Genomic DNA, 22,759 nt, shown 5'->3' on the forward strand with positions numbered 1-22,759 from the left:
TAGCAGACGGGGTCCCATGAACCATTGTGCTGTCAGGTCCAGGTCGGGCGCCGCCCGTACCGCTTCGCTTCTTGCCGGCGCCGGCGCTGTTCGCCCGGCCGCTTTCTCCCGGCGCCTCGTTCCCACCCTCTTGTTGATCGCGATGCCCTGGTTCGGCGCGGCCTATGCGCAGACCGCCGTGGCGCCGCCGCCGTTGCCGGCTGGCCAGGCCCCCGCCGCGCAAACCGCCGCGGCGCAGGCCGATACCACCGAGTTCAAGCTGTCCAACGGCATGCGGGTCATCGTCAAGGAAGACCATCGCGCGCCCACCGTAGCCCACCAGATCTGGTATCGCGTGGGTGGCATGGATGAGGTCAGTGGCACCACTGGCGTGGCGCACATGCTTGAACACATGATGTTCAAGGGTACACCAAAGGTCGGGCCGGGCGAGTTTTCCAAGCAGATCGCCGCACTGGGCGGGCGCGAGAACGCCATGACCAACCGCGACTTCACGCTCTATTACCAGCAGATCAGCAAGCAGTACCTGCCGAAGATGATGGAGCTGGAAGCCGACCGCATGGCCAACCTCATCATCAAGAAGGATGAGTTCGAGCGGGAAATGAAGGTCGTGATGGAAGAGCGGCGCCTGCGCACGGACGACTCCGCGCGCGGCACGGTCTACGAGCAGTTGCTGGCCACCGTCTACACCGCCGGGCCCTACCGGCATCCCGTGATCGGCTGGCCGGCCGACCTGGTCAACATGCGCGTGGAAGACGTGCAGGCCTGGTACAAGAACTGGTACGTGCCCGACAACGCGCTGCTGGTGATAACGGGCGACGTCACGGCGGCCGAGGTCAGGGCGCTGGCGGAGCGCACCTACGGCAAGCTCAAGGCCCGCACGCTGCCGCTGCGCAAGGACCAGCAGGAGCCGGCGCAGAAGGGCATCAAGCGGATCTGGGTCAAGGCCCCAGCCGAGAACCCCTACGTGGTCCTGGCGTACAAGGTGCCGCGCCTGCGCGATGTCGAGAGGGACGTCGATCCCTACGCCCTGGAAGTCCTCTCCGCCGTGCTCAATGGCTATGACAACGCCCGCCTGACGCGCGACCTGGTGCGCGAGCGCCGCATCGCCGACGACGTCAACGTGGGCTACGACAGCATCAACCGCGGCGAGTCCCTGATGGTGCTCGACGGTACGCCGGCCACCGGCCATACCACCGAGGAGATTGAGCGCGCGCTGCGCGACGAGATCGCCCGCATTGCGCGCGAAGGCGTGTCGCCCGCAGAGCTCAAGCGGGTCAAGGCGCAGGTGGTGGCGGCGCAGATCTACAAGCGCGACTCGGTGTTCGGGCAGGGCATGGAGATCGGCGTGGCCGAGATCGCCGGTATTTCCTGGCGCCAGCTCGACCGCATGCTCGACAAGATCAAGGCCGTCACGCCGGAACAGGTGCAGGCGGTGGCGGGCAAATACTTCAACGACGATAACCTGACCGTGGCGACCCTGCTGCCGCAGCCGATCGACCCGAACAAGGCGAAGGCTCCGGCCGGCGCCGCCGACTCGCTCCGCTGAGCGCTCTAGAGGACAGGACCCAAGATGCCTCTCTTTGCCCCGACGATCCCGTCGCCACGCCTGTTGCGCCGCCTGGCAGGCGCGGCTTGCGGTGCGCTTGCCCTGATCGCCTCGCAGGCCGCGCTGGCTGCGATCCCGATCGAGCAGTGGACCACCTCCACCGGCGCCCGCGTGTATTTCGTGCGCAGCCCGTCCATTCCCATGCTCGACGTCAATATGGATTTCGACGCCGGCAGCCGCTATGACCCGGCCGGCAAGGCCGGCCTTGCCACGCTCGCCTCGGCCCTGCTCGACAAGGGCGCGGCCGCGCAGGATGGCCAGCCGGCCCGCGATGAAGCGCAGGTGGCTGACGCCTTCGCCGACACCGGCGCCGACTTCGGCGGCGCCGCCAGCAGCGATCGCGGCGGCATCGGCCTGCGCACGCTGACTTCCGAGCCGGAACTCAGCCAGTCGCTCGCGCTGGCCGGGCAGCTGATCAAGGCGCCGGCCTACCCGGACGCCGTGGTGGCGCGCGAGAAGCAACGCCTGATCACCGCCATCCGCGAGGCCGATACCAAGCCCGGCGTGATCGCCGACAAGATGGTGTCGCGTGCGATCTATCCGTCGCACCCGTATGGCGTGTCGCCGACCGAGGCCAGCGTCGAATCGATCACCCGAGCCGATATCGAGCGCTTCTGGCGGGACAATTTCACGGCGTCGCGTGCCGTCTTGACGCTGATCGGCGCCATCGACCGCAAGCAGGCTGAGGCCATTGCCGAGCAGCTGACGCGCGGCCTGCCGGCTGGCGCCACACCGCCTACGATGCCCCCGGTGCAGCTCAAGATCCCGGCTAGCGAGCAGCGCGTGCCGCATCCGGCGCAGCAGGCTACGGTAGCCATCAGCCAGCCCGCCATCGCGCGTGGTGATCCCGACTACTTTGCCCTGCTGGTGGGCAACTACGTGCTCGGCGGTGGCGGCTTCAGCTCGCGCCTGACCGACGAGGTGCGGGAAAAGCGCGGCCTCACCTACGGCGTCGACAGCTACTTCGCACCCGCCAAGCAGGCAGGCCCCTTCGGCATCAGCTTGCAGACCAAGAAGGCACAGACCAATGAAGCGCTGGCGCTGGTGCGCAAGGTGCTGGCGCAGTACGTGGCGCAAGGCCCCACCGACACCGAACTGAAGGCCGCCAAGGACAATCTGGTCAACGGCTTCCCGCTGCGCATCGACAGCAACCGCAAGCTGCTGACCAATGTGGCCAATATCGGCTGGTACGGGCTGCCGCTGGACTACCTTGACACCTGGACCGCCCAGATCGGCAAGGTTACCCGTGCCCAGGTCCGCGAAGCCTTCCAGCGCCACGTGTTCCCGGACGCCATGGCGACCGTCATCGTGGGTGGACCGGAATAACGCAGTGACAGGAGCGGGCGCCGGGAGGCGTTCCCGGCGCTTGCGCTTTTCCGCGCCGCAGGCTCTACAATCACGGCATGAATTCGCGTACCCGATCTCCCTCGCCCGCTGCCAGCGGGCGATCCCCATCCCCCTCGCCGCGGCAGTCTCCTGCCCAGGTTCGCATCATTGGCGGCAAGTGGAAGCGCACGCCGTTGCCCGTGCTCGATGCCGAAGGCCTGCGTCCCACCCCTGACCGCGTGCGTGAGACCCTGTTCAACTGGCTTGGGCAGGACATGTCCGGGCTGGCTTGCCTCGACCTGTTTGCCGGCTCCGGCGCACTGGGTTTCGAGGCTGCCTCCCGGGGTGCCCAGCAGGTCACCATGGTCGAAGCCAATCCGCGCGTGGCCAAGCAGCTGCGTGACAACCAGTACCGGCTCGACGCCCAGCAGATCCGGGTGGTGCAAGGCGATGCATTCGCGACCGCGGCACAGATGCCGTCGGCCAGCTTCGACGTGGTGTTCCTCGATCCGCCCTTTGCCGAAGACTGGCTTGGCCCCGCGCTGGAGCATGCGGCGCGGCTGTCACGTCCAGGCGGTGCCGTGTATGTGGAAACAGATCGCGCCCTGATCGGGCCCGACGCGCCCGTGCCGGCGGCGCTCGAGATCGTGCGGCATGCACGGGCTGGGGCGGTGCACTTCCATTTGTTGCAGCACAGGAACCTCTGAGGGGCTGGTGGCCGCGGGCATTGTGACCGGCCACCTGCACGCAAGATGCGGCGGCGCGGCAAAACCGCGATGTGGCGGCTTGCAAGTGCCGCGTTTAGAGTTACACTACGCCGCTGTCGCCAACGCTCGTCACGCAGCCTTGGCTCCAGCCCTCACCATAGTGGGCGGGGTCGATCGGTCCATCCAGGATCGGCAGCGGGCAGAACAAGGAGGAAGCATGGTCGTCGCGGTCTATCCCGGCACTTTCGACCCAATGACCCGGGGCCACGAGGATCTGGTGCGCAGAGCATCCAATATCTTCGATGAGCTCGTGGTCGGCGTGGCGCATAGCCCCAACAAGCGCCCGTTCTTTTCGCTGGAAGAGCGCATAGGCATCGCCCGTGAAGTCCTGGGCCACTATCCCAATGTGCGCGTCGAAGGTTTCTCCGGCTTGCTCAAGGATTTTGTCCGCAAGAACAATGCGCGCGTGATCGTGCGGGGTTTGCGCGCGGTTTCCGACTTCGAGTACGAGTTCCAGATGGCGGGCATGAACCGCTACCTGCTGCCGGACGTGGAAACCATGTTCCTGACGCCGTCCGACCAGTACCAGTTCATCTCCGGCACCTTCGTGCGCGAGATCGCGGTGCTTGGCGGCGATGTCAGCAAGTTTGTGTTCCCCTCGGTCGAACGCTGGCTTGCGGAAAAGATCAGCAGCAAAACGGAATAAAATAGAGTCTTGCAACATGTCGGCCGCGGCCAGTCGGGCGCGGGGCATGCTGGGTTCAAAGGAAACACCATGGCACTATTGATCACCGACGACTGCATCAATTGCGACGTTTGTGAGCCGGAGTGCCCAAACGAAGCCATTTCGATGGGGCCCGAGATCTATGAGATCGACCCCAACAAATGTACCGAATGCGTTGGGCACTTCGACGAGCCGCAGTGCCAGCAGGTTTGTCCTGTGGCTTGCATCCCGCACGATCCCAACCGCATTGAGACGCGCGAGATCCTGATGGATCGCTACCGTCTCCTTACGGCGGCCAAACGGGCAGCCTGAGTTGCCACAGCGGCTTGCGGCACGAAGTTCGCATCACAAAAAACCCCATGACCTTCGCGGTGATGGGGTTTTTTGTTTGGGCACGCGCGTTCAGCGGTTTCAGCGGTTCGTATGCAGTTCCAGCATGGCGCGCTCGGACTCGCCTTTGGCCAGCAACCCAAGCGGTGCGATGCTGCGGTCGATGGCTTCGTCGATGGCCTGCTGCTCCTCGCGGCGTGGTGGCTTCAGCACGAAATTGATCACATCTTCGCGCTCGCCGCCGCCACCGGCCGCATTGCGCGGATGGCCGACGCCAATGCGCAGGCGCCAGTAGTCCTGGGTGGTCAGGTGTGCGGAAATGTCCTTGAGGCCATTGTGGCCACCCGCGCCACCGCCACGCTTGAGCTTGACGGTGCCCGAGGGCAGGTCCATCTCGTCATGGGCCACCACGATCTCGTCCGGCAGGATCTTGTAGAAGCGTGCGAGCGATACCACGGACAGCCCGGAGCGGTTCATGAAGGTGGACGGCTTGAGCAGCCAGATTTCCTGGTCCCACAGCCGGGCGCGCGCTGCCAGCCCATGGAAGCGGCCTTCCACGCGCAGGGTGACGCCGCCCATGCGGGCCAGCTGATCGACCAGCCAGAAGCCGGCATTGTGGCGCGTGGCTTCGTATTCCGCCCCGGGGTTTCCGAGGCCGACGATGAGTTTGATCATGCGTTGTACTTCTTGGTTGATGGGGCTCGACGCACTAGGCGCGGGGCGGCTGGCAACTGCTTGGCTGCAACTACAACTGCAAATTCAAAATCAACTGCAGTTTCACCACCCCTGCGGGGCGGCGACCTACTTTTTTGTCTTGCCAAAAAAGTAGGCAAAAAAGGCGCGCCGGATGGGGCGACACCCCCTCAGGATTTCACGAAAAGAGCGGCCGGGACCCAAACTCGCATCGCCTTACGGCGATACTCAAACATGGGTCCCTCTTTTCCGCACTTTTCGTGAAATCCCGAGGCGCCCCATACGGCCTTGGCACACCTTGACGGCTCGCTTCGCATCGCGCATGGGTGTGCTGCCAGAAGCCAAGCATACGCGAACCTCGGGACGAAAAAAAACCGCCGGACGCGCCGGCGGTTTTTTCTTGCGGCTGCGAGAGCCGTCCTGTTGCACGGCCCAAAGGCCGCGTTCAGGGTACTCAGGCAGCAGGCGTTTCGCCTTCGGCAGCTTCCGACACGCCGCCGGCCGGCAGCGAGATGCTGGCGATAGCGGGGTTTTCGTCACCGTGGGTGATGGCGCTCACGCCCTTCGGCAGCTTCACGTCGGACAGGTGCAGGGTCTGGCCCAGTTCTGCATTGCCCAGGTCCACTTCGATGAACTCAGGCAGGTCGGCCGGCAGGCACGACACTTCCAGTTCGTTCAGGATGTGGTTGACGATGCCATGGCCCAGCTTCACGCCCGGGGCGTTTTCCTGGTTCATGAAGTGCAGCGGCACCTTGACGTGGATCTTGTCGGTGGCCGACACGCGTTGGAAGTCAACGTGCAGGACCAGCGGCTTGAACGGGTGCATCTGGAAAGCGCGCAGCAGGGCCTTTTCAGCCTTGCCTTCCACTTCGAGGTCGAGAATCGACGAGTGGAATGCTTCTTTCTTCAGCGCGTGGAACAGTGCGTTGTGATCGAGTTCGATCATCTTGGGTTCGGCTGCGCCGCCATAGATGATGCCGGGGGTCTTGCCGGCGTTGCGCAGGCGGCGGCTCGCACCCGTTCCCTGTACGCTACGCTCGAAGGCTACTACTTTCATGATGACTCCAAATGTAAGAGGGCTGTCCGCGACCAGACAGCCCGATGAACCTCGTCACGTGCCGTAATCGGGGTGTTACTCCCCAAAAAAACAGCCGCAAACGCGGTAAAGCCTTGAATTCTATCAGGAATCGGCAAACAGCGACATGATCGAGTCGCCCTTGACGATCCGGGTAAAGGTCTCTGCCAGCAGCGATGCGGTCGAGAGCTGGCGAATCTTGCCGGACTGGATCGCATCGTCGCGCAGCGGAATCGTGTCGCACACCACCACTTCATCCAGTTCGGAGTCGGCGATGCGGGCAGCCGCGCCACCGGACAGGACCGGGTGGGTACAGTAAGCGAATACCTTCAGCGCGCCGCGTTCCTTGAGCACCTGGGCCGCCTTGCACAGGGTGCCGCCGGTGTCGATCATGTCATCCATGATCACGCAGTTGCGGCCGTCGACTTCACCGATGATGTTCATCACTTCGGCCACGTTGGCCTTGGGACGACGCTTGTCGATGATGGCCAGGTCGCAGTTCAACTGCTTGGCCAGCGCACGGGCGCGCACCACGCCGCCGACGTCGGGCGAGACCACCAGCAGATTGCCGTAGTTCTTCTCGCGCAGGTCGCCCAGCAGAACCGGGGAGGCGTAGATGTTATCAACCGGGATATCGAAGAAGCCCTGGATCTGGTCGGCGTGGAGGTCCATGGTCAGGACGCGCTCGACGCCGGCAACTTCCAGCATGTTGGCTACCACCTTGGCCGAGATCGCGACGCGCGCCGAACGCGGGCGGCGGTCCTGGCGGGCATAGCCAAAGTAGGGCATGGCGGCAGTGATGCTGCGTGCCGAAGCGCGCTTGAGCGCATCGACCATCACCATCAGTTCCATCAGGTTGTCGTTGGTCGGCGCGCAGGTGGACTGCAGCACGATGACGTGCTTGCCGCGAACATTTTCCTGGATTTCAACTTGGACTTCGCCGTCGGAGAACCGACCGACCTGGGCCTTCCCGAGCGGGATGCCGAGGTGCTGAACGACAGCCTCCGCGAGTTTGGGGTTGGCGTTGCCGGTAAAAACCATCAAGCCTTCGCTGCTCATTCGGTGCACCTGTCTTGCTACTGGAGGGGGAAACGATTGCTGCCGGCTAGTGCCGGCAGCTTTTCGTGCAGGTCCGTAAGGACACTGTAGGATGTAATGGCAGGGGAAGAAGGATTCGAACCTTCGAATGCCGGAATCAAAATCCGGTGCCTTGACCAACTTGGCGACTCCCCTACACAACCGGGTACGTCCATCGTCACATTCAACTGACTGCGACGCCGAACGAAAAACTTTTATGCGAGCGTTGCGAGTGGGTGTTGCGATAAACTCTTCGCACACCTGCCATCCCATTCGGGAGGCAACCGGTCTAGTACCTGCTGCGCAGTTTGCTCGTCGTTGAATCGTGCAAACACGCAGGCTCCGGAACCGGTCATCCTTGCATGTGGACTGTACTGTCTCAACCATTCAAGGGCTCGGGCAACTTCGCCGAACTTCACTGTTGCTATCGCTTCCAGGTCGTTGCGACCGAAACCGAACTTGTTTGTGCATCCAGTGAAGTCCGCTATTATGGAGATCGCTGTATCCCTTGTCAAGCGCTTGTCTGAAAAAATTGCAGCGGTCGGAACATGCTGCCGTGGATGGATGATCACGAACCAGCTTTCAGGCAATTCGACCGTCGTCAGTTCCTCGCCAATCCCTTGCGCGAATGCGTTTTCTCCATGCACGAAGAACGGCACGTCGGCACCTAGCGAAAGGCCGATGCGCTTGAGTTCGTCGCGTCCCAGGCCCAGCCCCCAAAGATGATTCAGTGCCAGCAGCGTGGTCGCCGCGTCCGACGATCCGCCGCCGATGCCGCCGCCCATCGGCAGCCGCTTGGCAATCGCGATGTCCGCGCCAAAGCGGGTGCCGCCAGCTTGCTGCAAGGCCTGCGCGGCGCGCACGATCAGGTCGCTCTGCGCCGGTACGCCCGGCACGTCGCTGATGCGCTCGATGCGGCCATCATCGCGGCGGAAGAAGTCGAGCGTATCGCTCCAGTCCACCAGTTGGAAAACCGTCTGCAGCGTGTGGTAGCCATCCGCGCGGCGTCCGGTCACATGCAGGAAGAGATTCAGCTTGGCGGGCGCCGGGCAGCCGCGCAGCGCCGGCGCAGGCAAGGTGCGGGCCGTGCTCATTGTGCTTGCTCCGGATCGATGACCAGGCGTACCGAGAGCGGGTTGGCTGCGCCGTCGCGCGCGAGGTCGATGCGGCGCGGACTCGCCGCGGCCGGCGTGGATGGTGTCGTGGGTGCGGCTTCCTGCCATGCCACGTAGCGCACGGTCCAGCCGTTCTGCGCCAGGGTAGCCAGCCGTCCGTTGTCGTCACGCGTGGTGCGCGCCGGGCTGCCGGGCGCGGGGCGGGCGTGCAGCCAGTCGCGCAGGCCCGCCACCGGCAGCGAAAATCCAAGCGCTTCTTCCAGCAAGGTATCGACTTCGGGCGCGTTGCGCGGTGGCTGGTTGGGCAGGTCGAGCGTGGCCCCCGAAGGCGTGGAGGTGACGACCGCCAGGGTCTGGCCCAGCGGCGAGATCAGGTCCAGGCGCACATTGCGGCCTTGCTCATGCCACTGGAAGCTGCCCTGGACGCCTTCATCGCGGCCGTAGCGCACGTAGTTGGCGGCGAAGCGGCCGCTGAGGTCGCGAGCCTGGGCGGTCTCGCCGGCGTCGAACTGCCGCGTGGGCGTGATGCTGGCGCAGGCGGCGAGCCATAAGGGGGCGCTCAGGCAGAGCAGGGCAAGGCGTCGGGATGTGGGCATGGCGTTTGACGTGCGCGCCGGCGCCGCCGGGCGCCGGGCTGCCGGCCCGGCGCGAGGGCCGGGCGGCGGATGATTGCGGGTGATCGGAATGCTGCCTGATGGTTGCGGACGGCTGCGGACGACAGGATGCTACTTGGACAGCGCGGAGAGCGGGACGTTATAGCGGCGCAGGGTGTCGATCAGGATGACGTTATCCGGCTCGATCTTGGCGGCTTCGGTCCAGGTCTTGCGGGCCTCGTCCTGCTGGCCGAGCTGCCACAGCACCTCACCGAGGTGGGCGCCGATTTCGGCCTCGGGCGCCTTGGCGTACGCGTTGCGCAGCAGCTCAGCGGCCGGTTGCAGCTGGCCCAGGCGGAACTTGACCCAGGCCAGGCTATCCATGATGTAGGGATCGTCCGGGCCCAGCGCGGAGGCTTTTTCCAGCAGCTGGAGGGCCTCGGGCAGGCGCACGTTGCGGTCCGCAAGCGAATAGCCCAGGGCGTTATAGCCCTGCTTGGCTTCCGGCTGCATGGCGATCACGCGGCGCAGCAGCTTTTCCATGCTGTCGTAGCGCTTCTCGCGCTCATCGAGCATGGCGAGTTCATAGACCCAGTCCGAGTTGTCGGGCTCCGCCGCGGCGCGTTCATCCAGCACCTTGCGGGCGCGGTCATAGGACTTGGCGTCGATCAGCATGCCAACTTCTGCCTGGCGGATAGCGGTCATGCGCTGCGCGCGCTGGTCGGGCTCGGGTATATCCTCGGCATCGGCCAGCATGTCGTTGAATACCGCCTGGGCGTCGTCGAGCTTGCCCATGCGGCCCAGCAACTGCGCGCGCTTGACGGCTGCAGCCGGCGCGAGGCGGGCGTCGTCGATACGGTCGAGCCAGGCTACGGCCGCCGGGTAGTCCTTCTTTTCCTCGGCAATCTGCGCCAGGTACTGGTAGGCGATATCCGGGCTGGCCGCCGGCACTTGCTCGGCGAGTTGCAGGTATTCCTTCAGGTACAGCTCGGCTTCGTCGTAGCGCTTGGACTGCAGGCTGGTGAGGCCGAGGGCGAGCGGCACACGCGGATCCTTCGGCGCAATCTTGCGCAGCGTCTCGAACTCCGCGCGCGCGGCCTGCAGGTCGTTTTGCTGCAGGTAGAGGCGGGCCAGCGTGATGTGCCCGTTGACCGAGGCCGGGGCCTTGTTGACGAACGCCTTGAGCCCGGCAATGGCCTGGTCCGGCGCGCTGTCGGCGCGCAACTCGGCAGCCATCAGCGCGGCGCCTTCGAAGTCGGGGCGGATCCTCTGGGCCTCGTCGAGCTCGGCCAGGGCGCCGGGAATATCGCTGGCGGCTTCCTTGGCGCGCGCAAGGGCAAGGTGAGTTTCGGCCGATTTCAGGTCGTTCGCCACCAGGCGCTGCAGCAGCGCGGCCGCGCCGGCGGGGTCGCTGGTGCGCGAAAGCTGCTGCTGCATCTGCAGGATGGCCTCCGGCCGCTGGCTCGGCGGCACGCCATTGAGCTGCAGAGCCAGCAGGGGTTCGGCTTCGTCCCATCGGCCGCTAAGGACCAGCAGGGTCGACAGCACCTGCCGCGCACCGGCGGAGGTGGGCGCAAGCTCGGTCCACAGCCGCGCGGCGTCAAGCGCTTGCTGGGCGCTGCGGGCATTGAACGCGATCTCGGTGGCGCGTTGGGCAAAGCGCGGGTCGCGCGTATTACGAGCCAGTTCCAGATACGTCTGGTAAGCGGGGCCGACCACGCCGCGCTGGACGGAGATTTCCGCGGCCAGCACCCGATAGAGGATGTCCGCGGTGAGCGGCACCGTCGGCAGCGGCATCTTCGGCGGCAGCGGGTTCGAGCGGATTGGCGTCGTGGCCTCCGCGGCGACCTTCATCGCGGGCTTGCCGTCCGCGGGCGCGGCGTGGCTGGCAAGCGGCGCCAGGGCGCAGACTGCCACCGCGGCCGCAGCCGTGGCCGCGAGCCTGTGACGCAGCGGCCGCCGGGGGGAGAGAAGTTGAGCGGTGGTCATCGGGGTACGGTCCAGGCGGTCCGACATGTGGGTGGGTGCTCCAGCACTCAAAGGCGATGGGGAAGGTAAAGGCATTGTAGCCTGCCGCTACAATGCTTTGCTTATCCGCATGGCACCGGCACGGCTGGGGTCTCTGGCGGTTTGAGTGGCACAAAAGGGAGAGGTTCGATGCCTGAGTTGCCGGAGGTCGAAGTGACCCGGCGCGGCTTGCTGCCGCATGTGGTTGGGCGGCGCATTGCCGACGTGGTGGTGCGCCATCGCGGCCTGCGCTGGCCGGTCGAGCCGGATCTGGAGTCGCAGCTGGCCGGGCGGGTGATCGCGCGCATCGAGCGGCGTGGCAAATACTTGCTGCTGGAGTGCGTGCGCCCTGACGGCGAGGCTCCCGGATGGCTGCTGATCCACCTTGGCATGACCGGCACGCTGCGGGTGTTGCCTCAGGCGCCACCGCCGGGCACGCACGATCACCTTGACCTGGTCCTTGCCGAGGCCGACGGCGCGGGCGATGCGCAGCCCGGCGCAGCCGCCAGCAGCCTGGTGCTGCGCTTTCGCGATCCGAGGCGCTTTGGCGCGGTGCTGTGGAGCCTGCTCGAAGAGTCGCAATTGCCGACCCATCCGCTGCTGAGCAAGCTCGGCATCGAGCCTTTCGACCCGCGTTTCGACGGGGCCTGGCTCTATCGCCTGGGACGCGGGCGCAGCGCGGCCATCAAGACCGTGCTTCTCGCCGGCGACATCGTGGTGGGCGTGGGCAATATCTATGCATCGGAAAGCCTGTTTGCCGCTGGCATCCGCCCCACCACGCCAGCCGGGCGCCTGTCGCTGGCGCGTTGCGAACGCCTGGCCGAGGCCGTGCGCGACACGCTGGCCCGCGCGATCGAGCGCGGCGGCAGCACGTTGCGCGACTTTGTCGGCAGCGATGGCAGCAATGGCTATTTCCAGCTGGATTGCGCCGTGTACGACCGCGCCGGCCATCCATGCCGGGTCTGCGGCACCACCATCCGGCAGATCGTCCAGGGGCAGCGCTCCACGTTCTACTGCCCGAGCTGCCAGCGTTGAGCGCGGCGCCGCCGTGCCTGCGGCTCCCGTTGCGCGAGCCGTACGAGAGTGACGATTGCCTATCTTCTTGCGAATGTGGCGCCAACCCGATGGCCCGGCGCAACAGGGAAGGCGGCGGGCGACTCGAATTTCACAAAAATCCGCCGTAAACCTGTATCTTGAAGAGCGTAAAAAAGTGTTACAAAGACATCATGTCACCGCCCGGGTGCCGTCCATCGGACATCGAGATGTCCGGCCTGCAGCGCCGTCGCGGGGGCTTTTCGCCAAGCCGATCCCAGTGCCAATGACAACCCTCGCCCTACAATTCGAACAATACGGCGCCTGGAGAACCGGGGTACTCCACTCCCTGGCCGAATTCCGCTCCTGGCTGCAGCAGCACGATCTCTACGACGCCCAGGCTGATGAACGCGTCCAGCGCATCCAGGGCGTGCTCAAGAGCGACCGGCTCAAGGTGGCGTTCATCGCGGAGTTCTCGCGGGGCAAGAGCGAGCTGATCAACGCGATTTTCTTTGCCGACTACGGCCGTCGCATCCTGCCGTCTTCCGCGGGGCGCACCACGATGTGCCCGACCGAGCTGCGCTACGACGAAGCCGAGGCGCCGTGCATCCGGCTGCTGCCGATCGAGACGCGCCTGCAGGAAGCCTCCACCGCCGATTTCCTTGACGTCGAGGCGCACTGGCATACCGTGCCGCTCGACCCCTCGTCGCCCGATGGCATGCTGGATGCGTTCCGGCACGTGGTCGAGACCAACCGTGTCACGCGCGAGATGGCCGAGTCGCTTGGCCTGTATAACGAGAACGATCCCGACGCCGCCTACGCGCTCGATGCCGACGGCATGGTGGAGATTTCCCGCTGGCGCCACGCGGTCATCAACTTCCCGCATCCGCTGTTGCGCCAGGGCCTGGTCATCCTCGACACGCCGGGCCTGAACGCGATCGGCACCGAGCCCGAGCTGACGCTGCGCCTGATTCCGGACGCGCATGTCGTGGTGTTCATGCTGGCGGCCGACGCCGGCGTGACCAAGAGTGACCTCGACCTCTGGCGCAGCCATGTGAGCGCAGGCCACCGCAAGGGGTGCCTGGCGGTACTTAACAAGATCGATGGCCTGTGGGACCCGCTCAAGTCGCCGGCCGAGACCGCGGCCGAGATCACGCGCCAGGTCACCACCAGCGCTCATGTGCTGGGCATCGACGAGTCACGCGTCTACCCGGTGTCGGCGCAGAAGGGCCTGGTGGCCAAGGTCACCAACGACGACGACTTGCTGGCGCGCAGCGGCCTGCCGCAGTTCGAGCACGTGCTGTCTGACCAGTTGATCCCGCAGCGGCGCGAGATCGTCGCCGACCAGGTGCAGCGCTCGGTCGAGGAAATGGCACGCGGCGCGCAGCAACTGCTGCAAAGCCGCCGCCGCAGCATCGTCGAGCAGTTGTTCGAGCTGCGCGGGCTGCGCGGCAAGAACCACGCGATGGTCAAGCATATGCTGATGCGCGTGCAGTCGGAGAAAGAAGAGTTCGAGCAGAGCATCGCCAAGTTCCAGGCGCTGCGGCTGGTGTTCGGGCGCCATAGCGCGGACATCATCAAGAGCCTGCAGCTGCGCGACGTGCGCCGCACCATGCGCGAGCGCCGCGAGCAGATGAAGGAGCGTTTCTTCTCGCGCGGCATGCGCGAGGACATGGATGCCTTGTTCGTGCGGCTCGGTGAACTGGTCAGCGAGGCCGACCAGAAGATCACCCAGCTTCACCAGCTCACCGACAGCATGTACCGCCGCTTCAATGCCGAGCATGGCTTTACGCTGCCCGCGCCGATCCAGTTTGTCACCGCGCGCTACGTCAGCGAATTGCAGCAGACGCTGGGGTTGGCCCACACGCACTTCGGCGCCATGAACATGCTCACGCGCTCGCGCCCGCAGCTGGTGCAGAGCGCGTTTTCCACCATCGCCACCCGCGTGCTGGAAACCTTCCGGGATCTGAACCGCGATATCGAGATCTGGCTCAAGTCGGTGATGACGCCGCTGGAGGCGCAGGTGCGCGAGCACCAGAAACAGTTGCGCCGCCGGGTCGATTCGATCGAGCGCATCCACGAGGCCACCGACACGCTCGAGAGCCGCATCGCGCAGCTCGAGGAAGTACTCAACGGCCTGGACGATCGCAGCGGGCGCATCGAATCGTTCTCCAGGCGGATCCTGCAGCCGGACGCCGACGAGGGGCAGCTCCGGGCGTTCGCGGCCTGAAGCGCGGCCGGAGCAAGTCCGGCGGCGAATGCAGGTGGCAAGGGCTGGTGGCGGCGAGGCGGTATCATGACACGCCGCCGCTTCCGGCGCTGTTGCTCTGTTGCCTTACCCGTCACGTACCCGATGCCCCGCAAGCCCGCTGCTTCTCCTGCCGTTTCATCCGATCTTTCCCCCGCCGTGGTTCCTGCCAATTTCGCCGCGCGCGTGGTGGGCTGGCAGCGTGTGCACGGGCGCCATGACCTGCCGTGGCAGAACACCCGCGACCCTTACCGTATCTGGCTGTCCGAGATCATGCTGCAGCAGACCCAGGTCAGCGCGGTGATCGAGTATTTCCAGCGTTTCGTTGGCCGGTTGCCAACCGTGGCCGCATTGGCCGAGGCCAGCGCGGACGAGGTGATGGCGCTGTGGGCCGGGCTTGGCTACTACTCGCGCGCGCGCAACCTGCACCGCTGCGCCAAGGCAGTGATGAGCGAGCACGGCGGTGTGTTCCCGACCGACCCCGAGGTGCTGGCGACGCTGCCCGGCATCGGCCGCTCCACCGCGGCAGCCGTGGCGGCGTTCAGCGCCGGCGTGCGCTCGCCGATCCTGGATGGCAACGTCAAGCGCGTCTTTGCCAGGTTCTTTGGTATCCATGGCCATCCCGGTGTCAAGGCGGTGGAGAACCGCATGTGGCAACTTGCCGATGCGGTCCTGCCCGCCAAGGGGCCGGCGCAAGCCGAGGACATGGTGTCCTACACCCAGGGCGTGATGGACCTTGGCGCCACGGTCTGTTCGCGCGGCAAGCCAGCCTGCCTCGCCGCCGCCGCGTCGTGCCCGCTGGCCAGCGACTGCGTGGCGCGCCGCGACGGGCTGACCGGCGTGCTGCCCACGCCAAAGCCGCGTGCCGCCATTCCCGAGCGCAGCACCGTGATGCTGCTGGTGCGCCGCGGCCGCGAGGTCCTGCTCGCACTGCGCCCGGACAGCGGCATCTGGGGCGGGCTGTGGAGCCTGCCCGAAATGCCGGTCGACACCGTGCCCTTCGATGCGGAACTGGCCGAAGACGCCGCGCTGGAACGCGCCCGCGAATTCGGCAATCCCAGCACGGCCAATATGGTCGGCGAACTCACCCACGTCTTCACGCACTTCCGCCTGCTGATCCGCGCCATTCGCGTCGACGTCACCGGCCTCACCGCGCGCGATGCCGCCAATGGCCCCGCGCTACGCTGGCTGTCACTGGACGATCTGGATGCGGTAGGCACGCCCGCGCCGGTGCGCAAGCTGCTGGAGGCGCAAGCCCAAGGCGGATTGTTTTAACGTTGCTTAGAGGATGTGGTGCTGGCGCATGTATTTATGCACGATCTCGATCCGCATGCCCGCGTCCGGCAGCGCCATCAGCATCTGCTTGGCCTTGAGCGGCACCGGCAAGAACTCGCACAGCCGATTGGCCACCCAGCTGGGGTCATCCCACAGGAACGGCTCGCAGAAAGGCAGCTCGCCCGGGTGCTCGGCATGGAGCGAGGCAACGATACGCCGTAGCACGGCCAGGCATTCGCCCAGCAGTTCGAGCTTGCAGTCGATGATGTCGGGCGGCAGCAACTCCGCCTGGCCGACCAGCAAGCCGTCCGGGTTCACGCTGTGGCCCAGCAAGCGGAAGCGCTGGCGGCCGCGCGCGCTGATCAGCAGCACGCCCAGTTGCTCCATATTGCAGTCGATGATGTCGGCCAGGCAGCCGATCGTCTCGGGCATGGTGGGCTCGTCCGGGCGGGCGACCTCATTGCCGCTGGCGATCAGGCAGACACCGAAGGGGGTGCGATCGCGCATGCAGGCGCGCACCATGTCCACATAGCGCGCTTCGAACACGCGCAGTGGCAGCAGCCCATCGGGAAAGAGTACGGTATGCAGCGGAAACAGCGGCAGGCTATCCAGCGTAGGCCCCGCCGAGGTGCTGTGCGGGGCGGCGAACGATGCGGATGAGCCGGGCGTGGCGGGTGAGGACATGCTGAGCCAGCAAAGGTTTCGGGCGAGGATTGCCGAGCCTGACCACGAAACCTGACGGTGCGGCGTTTAGCCGCCCGGTGCGAGCTCGCGGTGTCTCACCAGCACATTACCATGGGCGCGAAAATAGTTGGCAAGTCTTTCCGCGATGTACACGGAGCGATGCTGCCCGCCAGTGCAACCAATCGCGACGGTCAGGTAACTGCGATTGTCGGCGATGAAACTTGGCAGCCACTTTTCCACGTAGGCGCGTATGTCCTCGGCCATGGCCAGCACCATCGGCTGGCTTTGCAGGAAATCGATCACGGGCTCGTCGCGGCCGGTCAGCGGGCGCAGCGCCAGGTCGTAGTAGGGGTTGGGCAGCGAGCGCACGTCGAACACCAGGTCGGCATCGCTGGGCACGCCGTGCTTGAAGCCGAACGACTCGAACAGCAGCGTGAGCTTGAGGTCATCGCCGCGCACGAATTCCTTGATCCACGCGCGCAATGTATTGGTGCGCACATTGCTGGTGTCGATGCGGTGCGCAGCCTCCGCCAGCGGGCTCAGGAGCTCGCGCTCCATCTCGATGGCCTCGATCAGCGAGGTGTCGTTGAATGCGGCCTCGGCGGTACTGTCGGCGAGATTCTCGTTCTTGGGATTGGCCGAGAGGCCAGCCATGGCTGCGCGCATCGACAGCGGATGCCGCCGCCTCGTCTCGGAATAGCGCTGCACCAGCGCATCGGTATTGGCGGTCAGGAAGACCACCCGGACCTGGTGTTCGGCCGCGAGGTCGCGAAGCGTGCCGGGCAGCTCGTCCAGCGACTCGCGGCTACGGATATCGGTGGCGACGCCCAGATGGGTGTAGCCCTGCGCCGCCAGGTACTGGGCCAACTCCGGAATAAACTGCGCCGGCAGGTTGTCGACGCAGTAGTAGCCCGCGTCTTCCAGTACGTTCAAGGCAACGGATTTGCCGGAGCCGGAGATCCCGGTGATAAGTATGATGCGCATAGCACGACAAGCATAACATCAGGTGATGACGCCGTCATGACGGCGCCGTGCCAGTAAAAATGGCGAACCGAAGAGGTTCGCCATTTTTACACGTCCGCGCCGCAAATGATGCCGGTAGCTTACTTGGACAAGCAGTCGCTCATGAAGGCCTTGCGCTCATCGCCTTTCTTGCCGGTGGCCTGGGCGTTGCAGGTCTTCATCTTTTCCTGCTGGCTGTTCTTGGCGGGTGCGGCTGCGGGCTTGTTGGACAGGCAATCGCTCATGAAGGCCTTGCGCTCGTCGCCCTTCTTGCCGGTGGCCTGCGTGTTGCAAGCCTTCATCTTGTCCTGCTGGGTGTTGGCTGCCGCCGGTGCCGCGGGTGCTGCGGCCGGTGCATTCTGGGCGAAGGCGCCGGTGGCAAAAAGCGGGGCTACCAGCACGCACATCGCGATCAATTTTTTCATGCTTGCTCTCCTGGCTGTGGAAAACTTCATGGCTGCTGGCCTGTCGGCTCGGCAACTCGGGGATGGGCCCAATGCCCATTACTGCACAAAACGGCCTGTGTCCCCATCGCGTTGACCACCGAAGCGCGGCCGGATGTAAGCAATTGAAAACGGCCCCGTCGTGGTCGCACGGCGTGGACCTGCCAAACCTAGAGCAGCCGGCCCTGGCCCCGCGATGCGACATCGGCCTGCATCGCGGCGCGCTGGCGGTCCATGAAGTCGCGCAGCGTGTCGATGCCGCGCAGGCGCAGGATGGTGTTGCGCACGGCGGCCTCGACCAGCACGGCGAGATTTCGGCCGGCCGCCACCTGGATCTTGACCATGTGGATGGGCAGGCCGAGCACGTCGAGATACTGGGAGTCCAGCGGCAGGCGCTCGAATTCGCCATCGTTGCGGCGTACCAGCTGCACCACCAGCTTGAGCTTCATCTTGCGGCGCACCGCAGTCTCGCCAAAGATGGTCTTGATGTCGAGCAGGCCCAGGCCGCGCACTTCCAGCAGGTTCTGCAGCAGCGGCGGGCAGCGGCCCTCGATGAAGTCCGGCCCGAGGCGTACGAAATCGACGGCATCGTCCGCCACCAGCCCATGTCCGCGCGAGATCAGTTCCAGGCCGAGCTCGCTCTTGCCCAGGCCGGACTCGCCCATCACCAGCACGCCCATGCCGAGGATGTCGAGGAACACGCCGTGCATGGTCACGCGCGGCGCGGAAATGCGCGACAGATAGAGGCGCAGGTGATCAATCACCGCGGCCGAAGACACCGGCGTGGTGAACAGCGGGGTGGACGAGCGCGTGCAGCGCAGTTCCAGGTCGGGCGGCGGCTCCATGCCGTCTGCGATCACCAGGAACGGCGGCTCCAGCAGGATCAGCTCGCCCATCTGGCGCTTGCGCATCTCGTCATCGAGGCGCTGGTAATACGTGATTTCGGGCTTGCCCAGCACCTGGATCCGGTTCGGGTGGATCAGGTTCAAGTGGCCGACGAGATCGGCCGCGGACGTGGCTTCACGTGCAAACTCGACATCGAAGGCCCGGTCCGCGCCCTCCAGTCCCGCTACCCAGGAGAGTTTGATATCGGCTGCGTTGTCGTCGAAGATCGACTGCGAGGTGACGCCAGTGAGTTCCATTCGGGTGCTTTCAGGGACGGGCTTTCAGTGCCGGATCATGGGTGCCATTGCGTCAGCAGCTGGTGCACGTCGTCGGGGGTGGGCAAGGTAGCCAGTCCTTCGCGCATCTCGCGGTCGGACAGCAGCTGGGCGATCTCGGAGAGGATTTCCAGATGCTGCTGGGTGGCCTGTTCGGGCACCAGCAGGAAGATCAGCAGCGCGACCGGTTTGCCGTCGGGCGACTCGAAGGGGATCGGTTCGGCCAGGCGCATGAAGGCGGCCAGTGGCTGCTTCAGTCCCTTGATGCGGCCGTGGGGGATCGCAACCCCCGCGCCCAGGCCTGTGGACCCGAGCGACTCGCGGGCAAACAGGTTGTCGGTCACGGTCGCGCGCGCTACGCCATGGTTGTTCTCGAAGAGGAGCCCGGCCTGTTCGAACACGCGCTTCTTGCTGGTGACGCTGACGTCGAGGTTGATGTTGCCGGGTGGCAGCAATTTAGCCAAACGATTCATGTGGAATGCGCAGGGTTTTCTAGTAAGCAGGCCCGGGGCCAGGAGGCGTCCCGCCGGGCGGAAAGAGGATAAAAACCAAGGCCCGAGATTTCCACCGGGTGTCCCCCATGCCGGTGTCGGGCGTCTGGCCATTATAGAGCAGGCCCGCTTCCGCTTTGTGCATTGCAATAGCCGATGCGCTCAAGCGGTGCTGCATGCACCGGAATGGCTAGGCCAGTCAACCATGTATTGCACAGCATACACTGCTACATATGCGTTGCGGAATCCCCTGCGTGACCCGATCGGGTGGGCTGCAACGAAAAAGCCGCGCTCTGGGCGCGGCTTGATTCCGTTTTTCAAGGGACTGACACCGACGGCCCGGTATGTGGGCCGCCAGGCACGGTCATTGCTGCATCTGCGATGCGGCCATCTGGTACTTGACCGCTTCACGGTCGTGGCTCTGCACGCGATCCTTGTGGCGAATCACCTGCCGGTCGAGCTTGTCGACCAGTGCGTCGATAGCGGCATACAGGTCTTCATGATGCGCTTCGACAAAGATGTCCTTGCCCTTGAGATGTAGATTGATTTCCGCGTACTGCCGCCGGTCCTTTTCTTTTGTATTGTCGACAGAGAGCAGCACACTTACGCCAATGACTTGATCGAAATGCCTGACGATACGCTCCAGTTTCGTTTCCACGTACTCACGCAGAGGCGGCGTGATGTCCAAGTGGTGTCCACTGATCTTGAAGTTCATAGCGTTTCTCCTTCTGAAAGAGCTGCATCAGGCAGGCGATGCAGCTCGGCTACAAAGTCTTACGGAGATTGACCGCGGGAATCTTGAGCGCTTCGCGGTACTTGGCAACGGTACGCCGTGCTACCACAAAGCCTTGCTCGCCGAGCAATTCGGCAATCCGGCTGTCGGACAAGGGGTTCCTAGCGTCTTCGGCTCCTATCAATTGCTTGATCAACGCACGGATTGCCGTTGATGAGGCCGCGCCGCCGGTTTCTGTGGATACGTGAGAGCCGAAAAAATACTTCAGCTCGAAAGTCCCCATCGGCGTTGCCATGTATTTATTGGTAGTCACCCGAGAGATGGTGGACTCGTGTAAACCCAGTGTATCGGCAATCTCCCGCAAAACCAAGGGGCGCATCGCAATTTCACCGTGGGTGAAGAAGTTCTTTTGACGTTCGACAATGGCTTGTGCGACGCGCAATATCGTATCGAACCTTTGCTGGATATTCTTGATCAACCAACGTGCTTCCTGCAGCTTTTGCTGCAGTCCGGCCGCGCCCGCATCGCCTTTTGCACCGCGCAAAATCTGCGCGTACATGTCGTTGATGCGTAGCCGTGGCATCACATCCGGGTTGAGGTGGGCGATCCATCCGCCGCTCAACTTTCGAACAAAAACATCGGGCACCACGAAGTCCGCTTCTGGCCGGCTGTAGGCATGGCCGGGGTAGGGCGCGAGCGAGCGGATCAGTTCATGTGCTGCCTTGAGTTCCGGCTCGTCGACTTGCAGCGCTTTTTTCAGGCGCGTGTAATCGCGCACCGCCAGCAGCTCGAGGTGGTTGGTGACGATGCTCAGCGCCAGTTCGCGCTGCGGATGCTTGAGCCTGCGCAATTGCAGCGCCAGGCACTCGGCGGCATTGCGCGCCCCGACGCCCGGCGGATCGAAGCTCTGCAGCAGCGTGAGCACAGCCTGGATCTCGTCGACCTCGAACTCGAGCTCCTCCGGCAGCTCGCTGCAGATTTCCTCGAGCGTGGTGCTCAGGTAGCCGTCATCGTCCAGGGATTCGACCAGGAAGATAGCCAGCCCTTTGTCGCGCAGGGAAATCTTGAGCGGCGCCAGCTGCTCCATGAGGTGTTCACGCAGCGTGGGCTCGGCGTCGCGCAGCTGCATCGGGGTTTTTTCGTCGTCTTCGCCTTGCGGGCGGCGGGCGAAGTCGTCCAGGCTCCAGTCGCTGCCGTAGTCCTCATTGCTGTCGGAGTAGCTGTCGTCGGCCTCGGGGGCGCCATCGGGGCGGTTCTCGCTGGTGCCCTGGCCATCGGCGGGTGCCGGCGCTGGCGCGCTCTGCAGGTTCACCGAGCCGTCCGAAGATACGCGCAGCGGGCTGTCCAGCCAGTCGTTCTCGCGCTCGAGCAAGGGGTTCTCGGTCAGCGCCTGTTCCACTTCCTGCTGCAGTTCAAGCGTGGACAGTTGCAGCAGCCGGATCGACTGCTGGAGTTGCGGCGTAAGCGCGAGATGCTGCGAGAGGCGGAGCTGTAGCGACGGTTTCATGCGACCTATTTTATGCCCAACTTCCGTACTGGTGGAACGGAAATTGCTATCGCTGGTGTCGCTATGATCGTTTGAAGGATAAAAGGCGACACTGAAGCCGCCCGGGGGGCGATGCGCGGCAGGCGCCGCGCGCCCTTACATGCGGAAGTTCTCGCCCAGGTAGACCTTGCGCACCGACTCGTTGGCGATGATGTCTTCAGGCTGCCCGGACGCCAGCACCGCGCCTTCGCTGATGATGTAGGCGTGGTCGCAGATGCCCAAAGTCTCGCGCACGTTGTGGTCGGTGATCAGCACGCCGATATTGCGTGCCTTGAGGAAGCTGACGATGCGCTGGATTTCGCCCACCGCGATCGGGTCGACACCGGCGAAGGGCTCGTCGAGCAAGATGAAGCGCGGCGCGGAGGCCAGCGCGCGGGCGATTTCCACGCGGCGGCGTTCGCCGCCGGACAGCGATAGCGCCGGGTTGTCGCGCAGATGGGCAATCTGCAGGTCGTCCAGCAGGGTGTCCAGCCGGCGCTCGATCTCTGCCTTGCCCAGGGGTTTTCCATCGTTGAGCTGCAGCTCCAGCACAGCGCGGATGTTCTCCTGCACATTGAGCTTGCGGAACACGGAGGCTTCCTGCGGCAGGTAGGACAGGCCCATGCGCGCGCGCTCATGGATGGCCAGGCCGCTGATGTGCTTGTCGTCGAGCACGATATCGCCCTCGTCCAGCGCCACCAGCCCCACGATCATGTAGAACGACGTGGTCTTGCCCGCGCCGTTGGGGCCCAGCAAGCCAACCACCTCGCCGCTTTTCACATCGAGCGACACGTCCTTGACCACGGTGCGCGAGCCGTAGCGCTTCTTCAGGTGGCGCACGACCAGCGTGCTGCTGTCCTTCAGGGTGGCGGGCTGGGACGGTGCGGTTTGGGTAGCGGTCATGAAGGTGAAG

General features: G+C 64.8%; 22 protein-coding genes and 1 tRNA gene. 8 read left to right on the forward strand and 15 right to left on the reverse strand.

The window, feature by feature from the left end:
* Positions 1-16 precede the first annotated feature (16 nt).
* The 5 genes from F7R26_RS02205 to F7R26_RS02225 all read left to right on the forward strand — a co-directional run bounded on the left by F7R26_RS02205 (position 17) and on the right by F7R26_RS02225 (position 4,675).
* Positions 17-1,546, forward strand: a complete 1,530-nt coding sequence (locus tag F7R26_RS02205; RefSeq protein WP_150991850.1) for a M16 family metallopeptidase — start codon at positions 17-19, stop codon at positions 1,544-1,546.
* A gap of 24 nt (positions 1,547-1,570) precedes the next feature.
* Positions 1,571-2,932, forward strand: a complete 1,362-nt coding sequence (locus tag F7R26_RS02210) for a M16 family metallopeptidase (RefSeq protein WP_150991848.1) — start codon at positions 1,571-1,573, stop codon at positions 2,930-2,932.
* 77 nt (positions 2,933-3,009) lie between these two features.
* A complete protein-coding gene (gene rsmD, locus F7R26_RS02215) occupies positions 3,010-3,639 on the forward strand; it encodes a 16S rRNA (guanine(966)-N(2))-methyltransferase RsmD (RefSeq protein WP_183032820.1) in 630 nt (209 codons plus the stop codon).
* A 217-nt stretch (positions 3,640-3,856) separates the two neighbouring features.
* A complete protein-coding gene (gene coaD, locus F7R26_RS02220; RefSeq protein ID WP_043343402.1) occupies positions 3,857-4,345 on the forward strand; it encodes a pantetheine-phosphate adenylyltransferase in 489 nt (162 codons plus the stop codon).
* A gap of 69 nt (positions 4,346-4,414) precedes the next feature.
* The gene (locus F7R26_RS02225) at positions 4,415-4,675 is read left to right on the forward strand and encodes a YfhL family 4Fe-4S dicluster ferredoxin (RefSeq protein ID WP_150991846.1); all 261 of its coding nucleotides are present in this window, start codon (positions 4,415-4,417) and stop codon (positions 4,673-4,675) included.
* A 99-nt stretch (positions 4,676-4,774) separates the two neighbouring features.
* On the opposite strand, the gene pth is transcribed toward F7R26_RS02225, so the two are convergent.
* The 7 genes from pth to F7R26_RS02260 all read right to left on the reverse strand — a co-directional run bounded on the left by pth (position 4,775) and on the right by F7R26_RS02260 (position 11,262).
* Positions 4,775-5,368 carry an aminoacyl-tRNA hydrolase gene (gene pth / locus F7R26_RS02230; protein WP_150991844.1) on the reverse strand — a complete coding sequence of 198 codons (594 nt, stop codon included), beginning with the start codon at positions 5,366-5,368 and terminating at the stop codon, positions 4,775-4,777.
* Positions 5,369-5,840: 472 nt separating this feature from the next.
* Positions 5,841-6,443 (reverse strand): 50S ribosomal protein L25/general stress protein Ctc, encoded by a 603-nt coding sequence (locus F7R26_RS02235; protein ID WP_150991842.1) that lies wholly within the window; start codon positions 6,441-6,443, stop codon positions 5,841-5,843.
* Between the two features lie 123 nt (positions 6,444-6,566).
* Entirely contained in the window at positions 6,567-7,520 is a 954-nt protein-coding gene (locus F7R26_RS02240; protein ID WP_017229695.1) for a ribose-phosphate pyrophosphokinase, read from the reverse strand.
* A gap of 97 nt (positions 7,521-7,617) precedes the next feature.
* Positions 7,618-7,694 (reverse strand) — tRNA-Gln (locus F7R26_RS02245).
* 59 nt (positions 7,695-7,753) lie between these two features.
* Positions 7,754-8,632 (reverse strand): 4-(cytidine 5'-diphospho)-2-C-methyl-D-erythritol kinase, encoded by an 879-nt coding sequence (gene ispE / locus F7R26_RS02250; protein WP_150991840.1) that lies wholly within the window; start codon positions 8,630-8,632, stop codon positions 7,754-7,756.
* A complete protein-coding gene (gene lolB, locus F7R26_RS02255) occupies positions 8,629-9,249 on the reverse strand; it encodes a lipoprotein insertase outer membrane protein LolB (protein ID WP_150991837.1) in 621 nt (206 codons plus the stop codon). Before lolB ends, ispE begins: the two co-directional genes overlap by 4 nt.
* 129 nt (positions 9,250-9,378) lie before the next feature.
* Positions 9,379-11,262 carry a tetratricopeptide repeat protein gene (locus F7R26_RS02260; RefSeq protein ID WP_150991834.1) on the reverse strand — a complete coding sequence of 628 codons (1,884 nt, stop codon included), beginning with the start codon at positions 11,260-11,262 and terminating at the stop codon, positions 9,379-9,381.
* A 141-nt stretch (positions 11,263-11,403) separates the two neighbouring features.
* Here F7R26_RS02260 and mutM point away from each other — a divergent pair, with 141 nt between their 5' ends.
* From mutM to mutY, 3 genes are all read left to right on the forward strand, one after another.
* Entirely contained in the window at positions 11,404-12,288 is an 885-nt protein-coding gene (gene mutM, locus F7R26_RS02265; RefSeq protein ID WP_150991832.1) for a bifunctional DNA-formamidopyrimidine glycosylase/DNA-(apurinic or apyrimidinic site) lyase, read from the forward strand.
* A 283-nt stretch (positions 12,289-12,571) separates the two neighbouring features.
* Positions 12,572-14,515 (forward strand): dynamin family protein, encoded by a 1,944-nt coding sequence (locus F7R26_RS02270; RefSeq protein WP_150991830.1) that lies wholly within the window; start codon positions 12,572-12,574, stop codon positions 14,513-14,515.
* 123 nt (positions 14,516-14,638) lie between these two features.
* Entirely contained in the window at positions 14,639-15,808 is a 1,170-nt protein-coding gene (mutY, locus tag F7R26_RS02275; protein ID WP_150991828.1) for an A/G-specific adenine glycosylase, read from the forward strand.
* Positions 15,809-15,814: 6 nt separating this feature from the next.
* Here mutY and F7R26_RS02280 read toward each other — a convergent pair whose 3' ends face one another.
* The 8 genes from F7R26_RS02280 to lptB form a co-directional block, all read right to left on the reverse strand.
* Positions 15,815-16,492, reverse strand: a complete 678-nt coding sequence (locus tag F7R26_RS02280; protein WP_150991824.1) for an LON peptidase substrate-binding domain-containing protein — start codon at positions 16,490-16,492, stop codon at positions 15,815-15,817.
* A gap of 66 nt (positions 16,493-16,558) precedes the next feature.
* Positions 16,559-17,476 (reverse strand): RNase adapter RapZ, encoded by a 918-nt coding sequence (gene rapZ, locus F7R26_RS02285; RefSeq protein WP_150991821.1) that lies wholly within the window; start codon positions 17,474-17,476, stop codon positions 16,559-16,561.
* Between the two features lie 119 nt (positions 17,477-17,595).
* Positions 17,596-17,919, reverse strand: a complete 324-nt coding sequence (locus F7R26_RS02290; protein ID WP_150991818.1) for a PsiF family protein — start codon at positions 17,917-17,919, stop codon at positions 17,596-17,598.
* A gap of 188 nt (positions 17,920-18,107) precedes the next feature.
* Complete coding sequence (hprK, locus tag F7R26_RS02295; RefSeq protein WP_006159437.1) at positions 18,108-19,079, reverse strand: HPr(Ser) kinase/phosphatase; 972 nt, start codon at positions 19,077-19,079, stop codon at positions 18,108-18,110.
* A gap of 35 nt (positions 19,080-19,114) precedes the next feature.
* Positions 19,115-19,570, reverse strand: a complete 456-nt coding sequence (gene ptsN / locus F7R26_RS02300) for a PTS IIA-like nitrogen regulatory protein PtsN (protein ID WP_006159436.1) — start codon at positions 19,568-19,570, stop codon at positions 19,115-19,117.
* A 382-nt stretch (positions 19,571-19,952) separates the two neighbouring features.
* Positions 19,953-20,303 carry a ribosome hibernation-promoting factor, HPF/YfiA family gene (gene hpf, locus F7R26_RS02305; protein ID WP_006159435.1) on the reverse strand — a complete coding sequence of 117 codons (351 nt, stop codon included), beginning with the start codon at positions 20,301-20,303 and terminating at the stop codon, positions 19,953-19,955.
* Positions 20,304-20,352: 49 nt separating this feature from the next.
* A complete protein-coding gene (locus F7R26_RS02310; RefSeq protein ID WP_043343436.1) occupies positions 20,353-21,828 on the reverse strand; it encodes an RNA polymerase factor sigma-54 in 1,476 nt (491 codons plus the stop codon).
* Positions 21,829-21,963: 135 nt separating this feature from the next.
* A complete protein-coding gene (lptB, locus tag F7R26_RS02315; RefSeq protein ID WP_150991814.1) occupies positions 21,964-22,749 on the reverse strand; it encodes an LPS export ABC transporter ATP-binding protein in 786 nt (261 codons plus the stop codon).
* Positions 22,750-22,759: the final 10 nt, after the last annotated feature.

Source organism: Cupriavidus basilensis (assembly GCF_008801925.2).
Classification (GTDB): Bacteria; Pseudomonadota; Gammaproteobacteria; order Burkholderiales; family Burkholderiaceae; genus Cupriavidus; species Cupriavidus basilensis.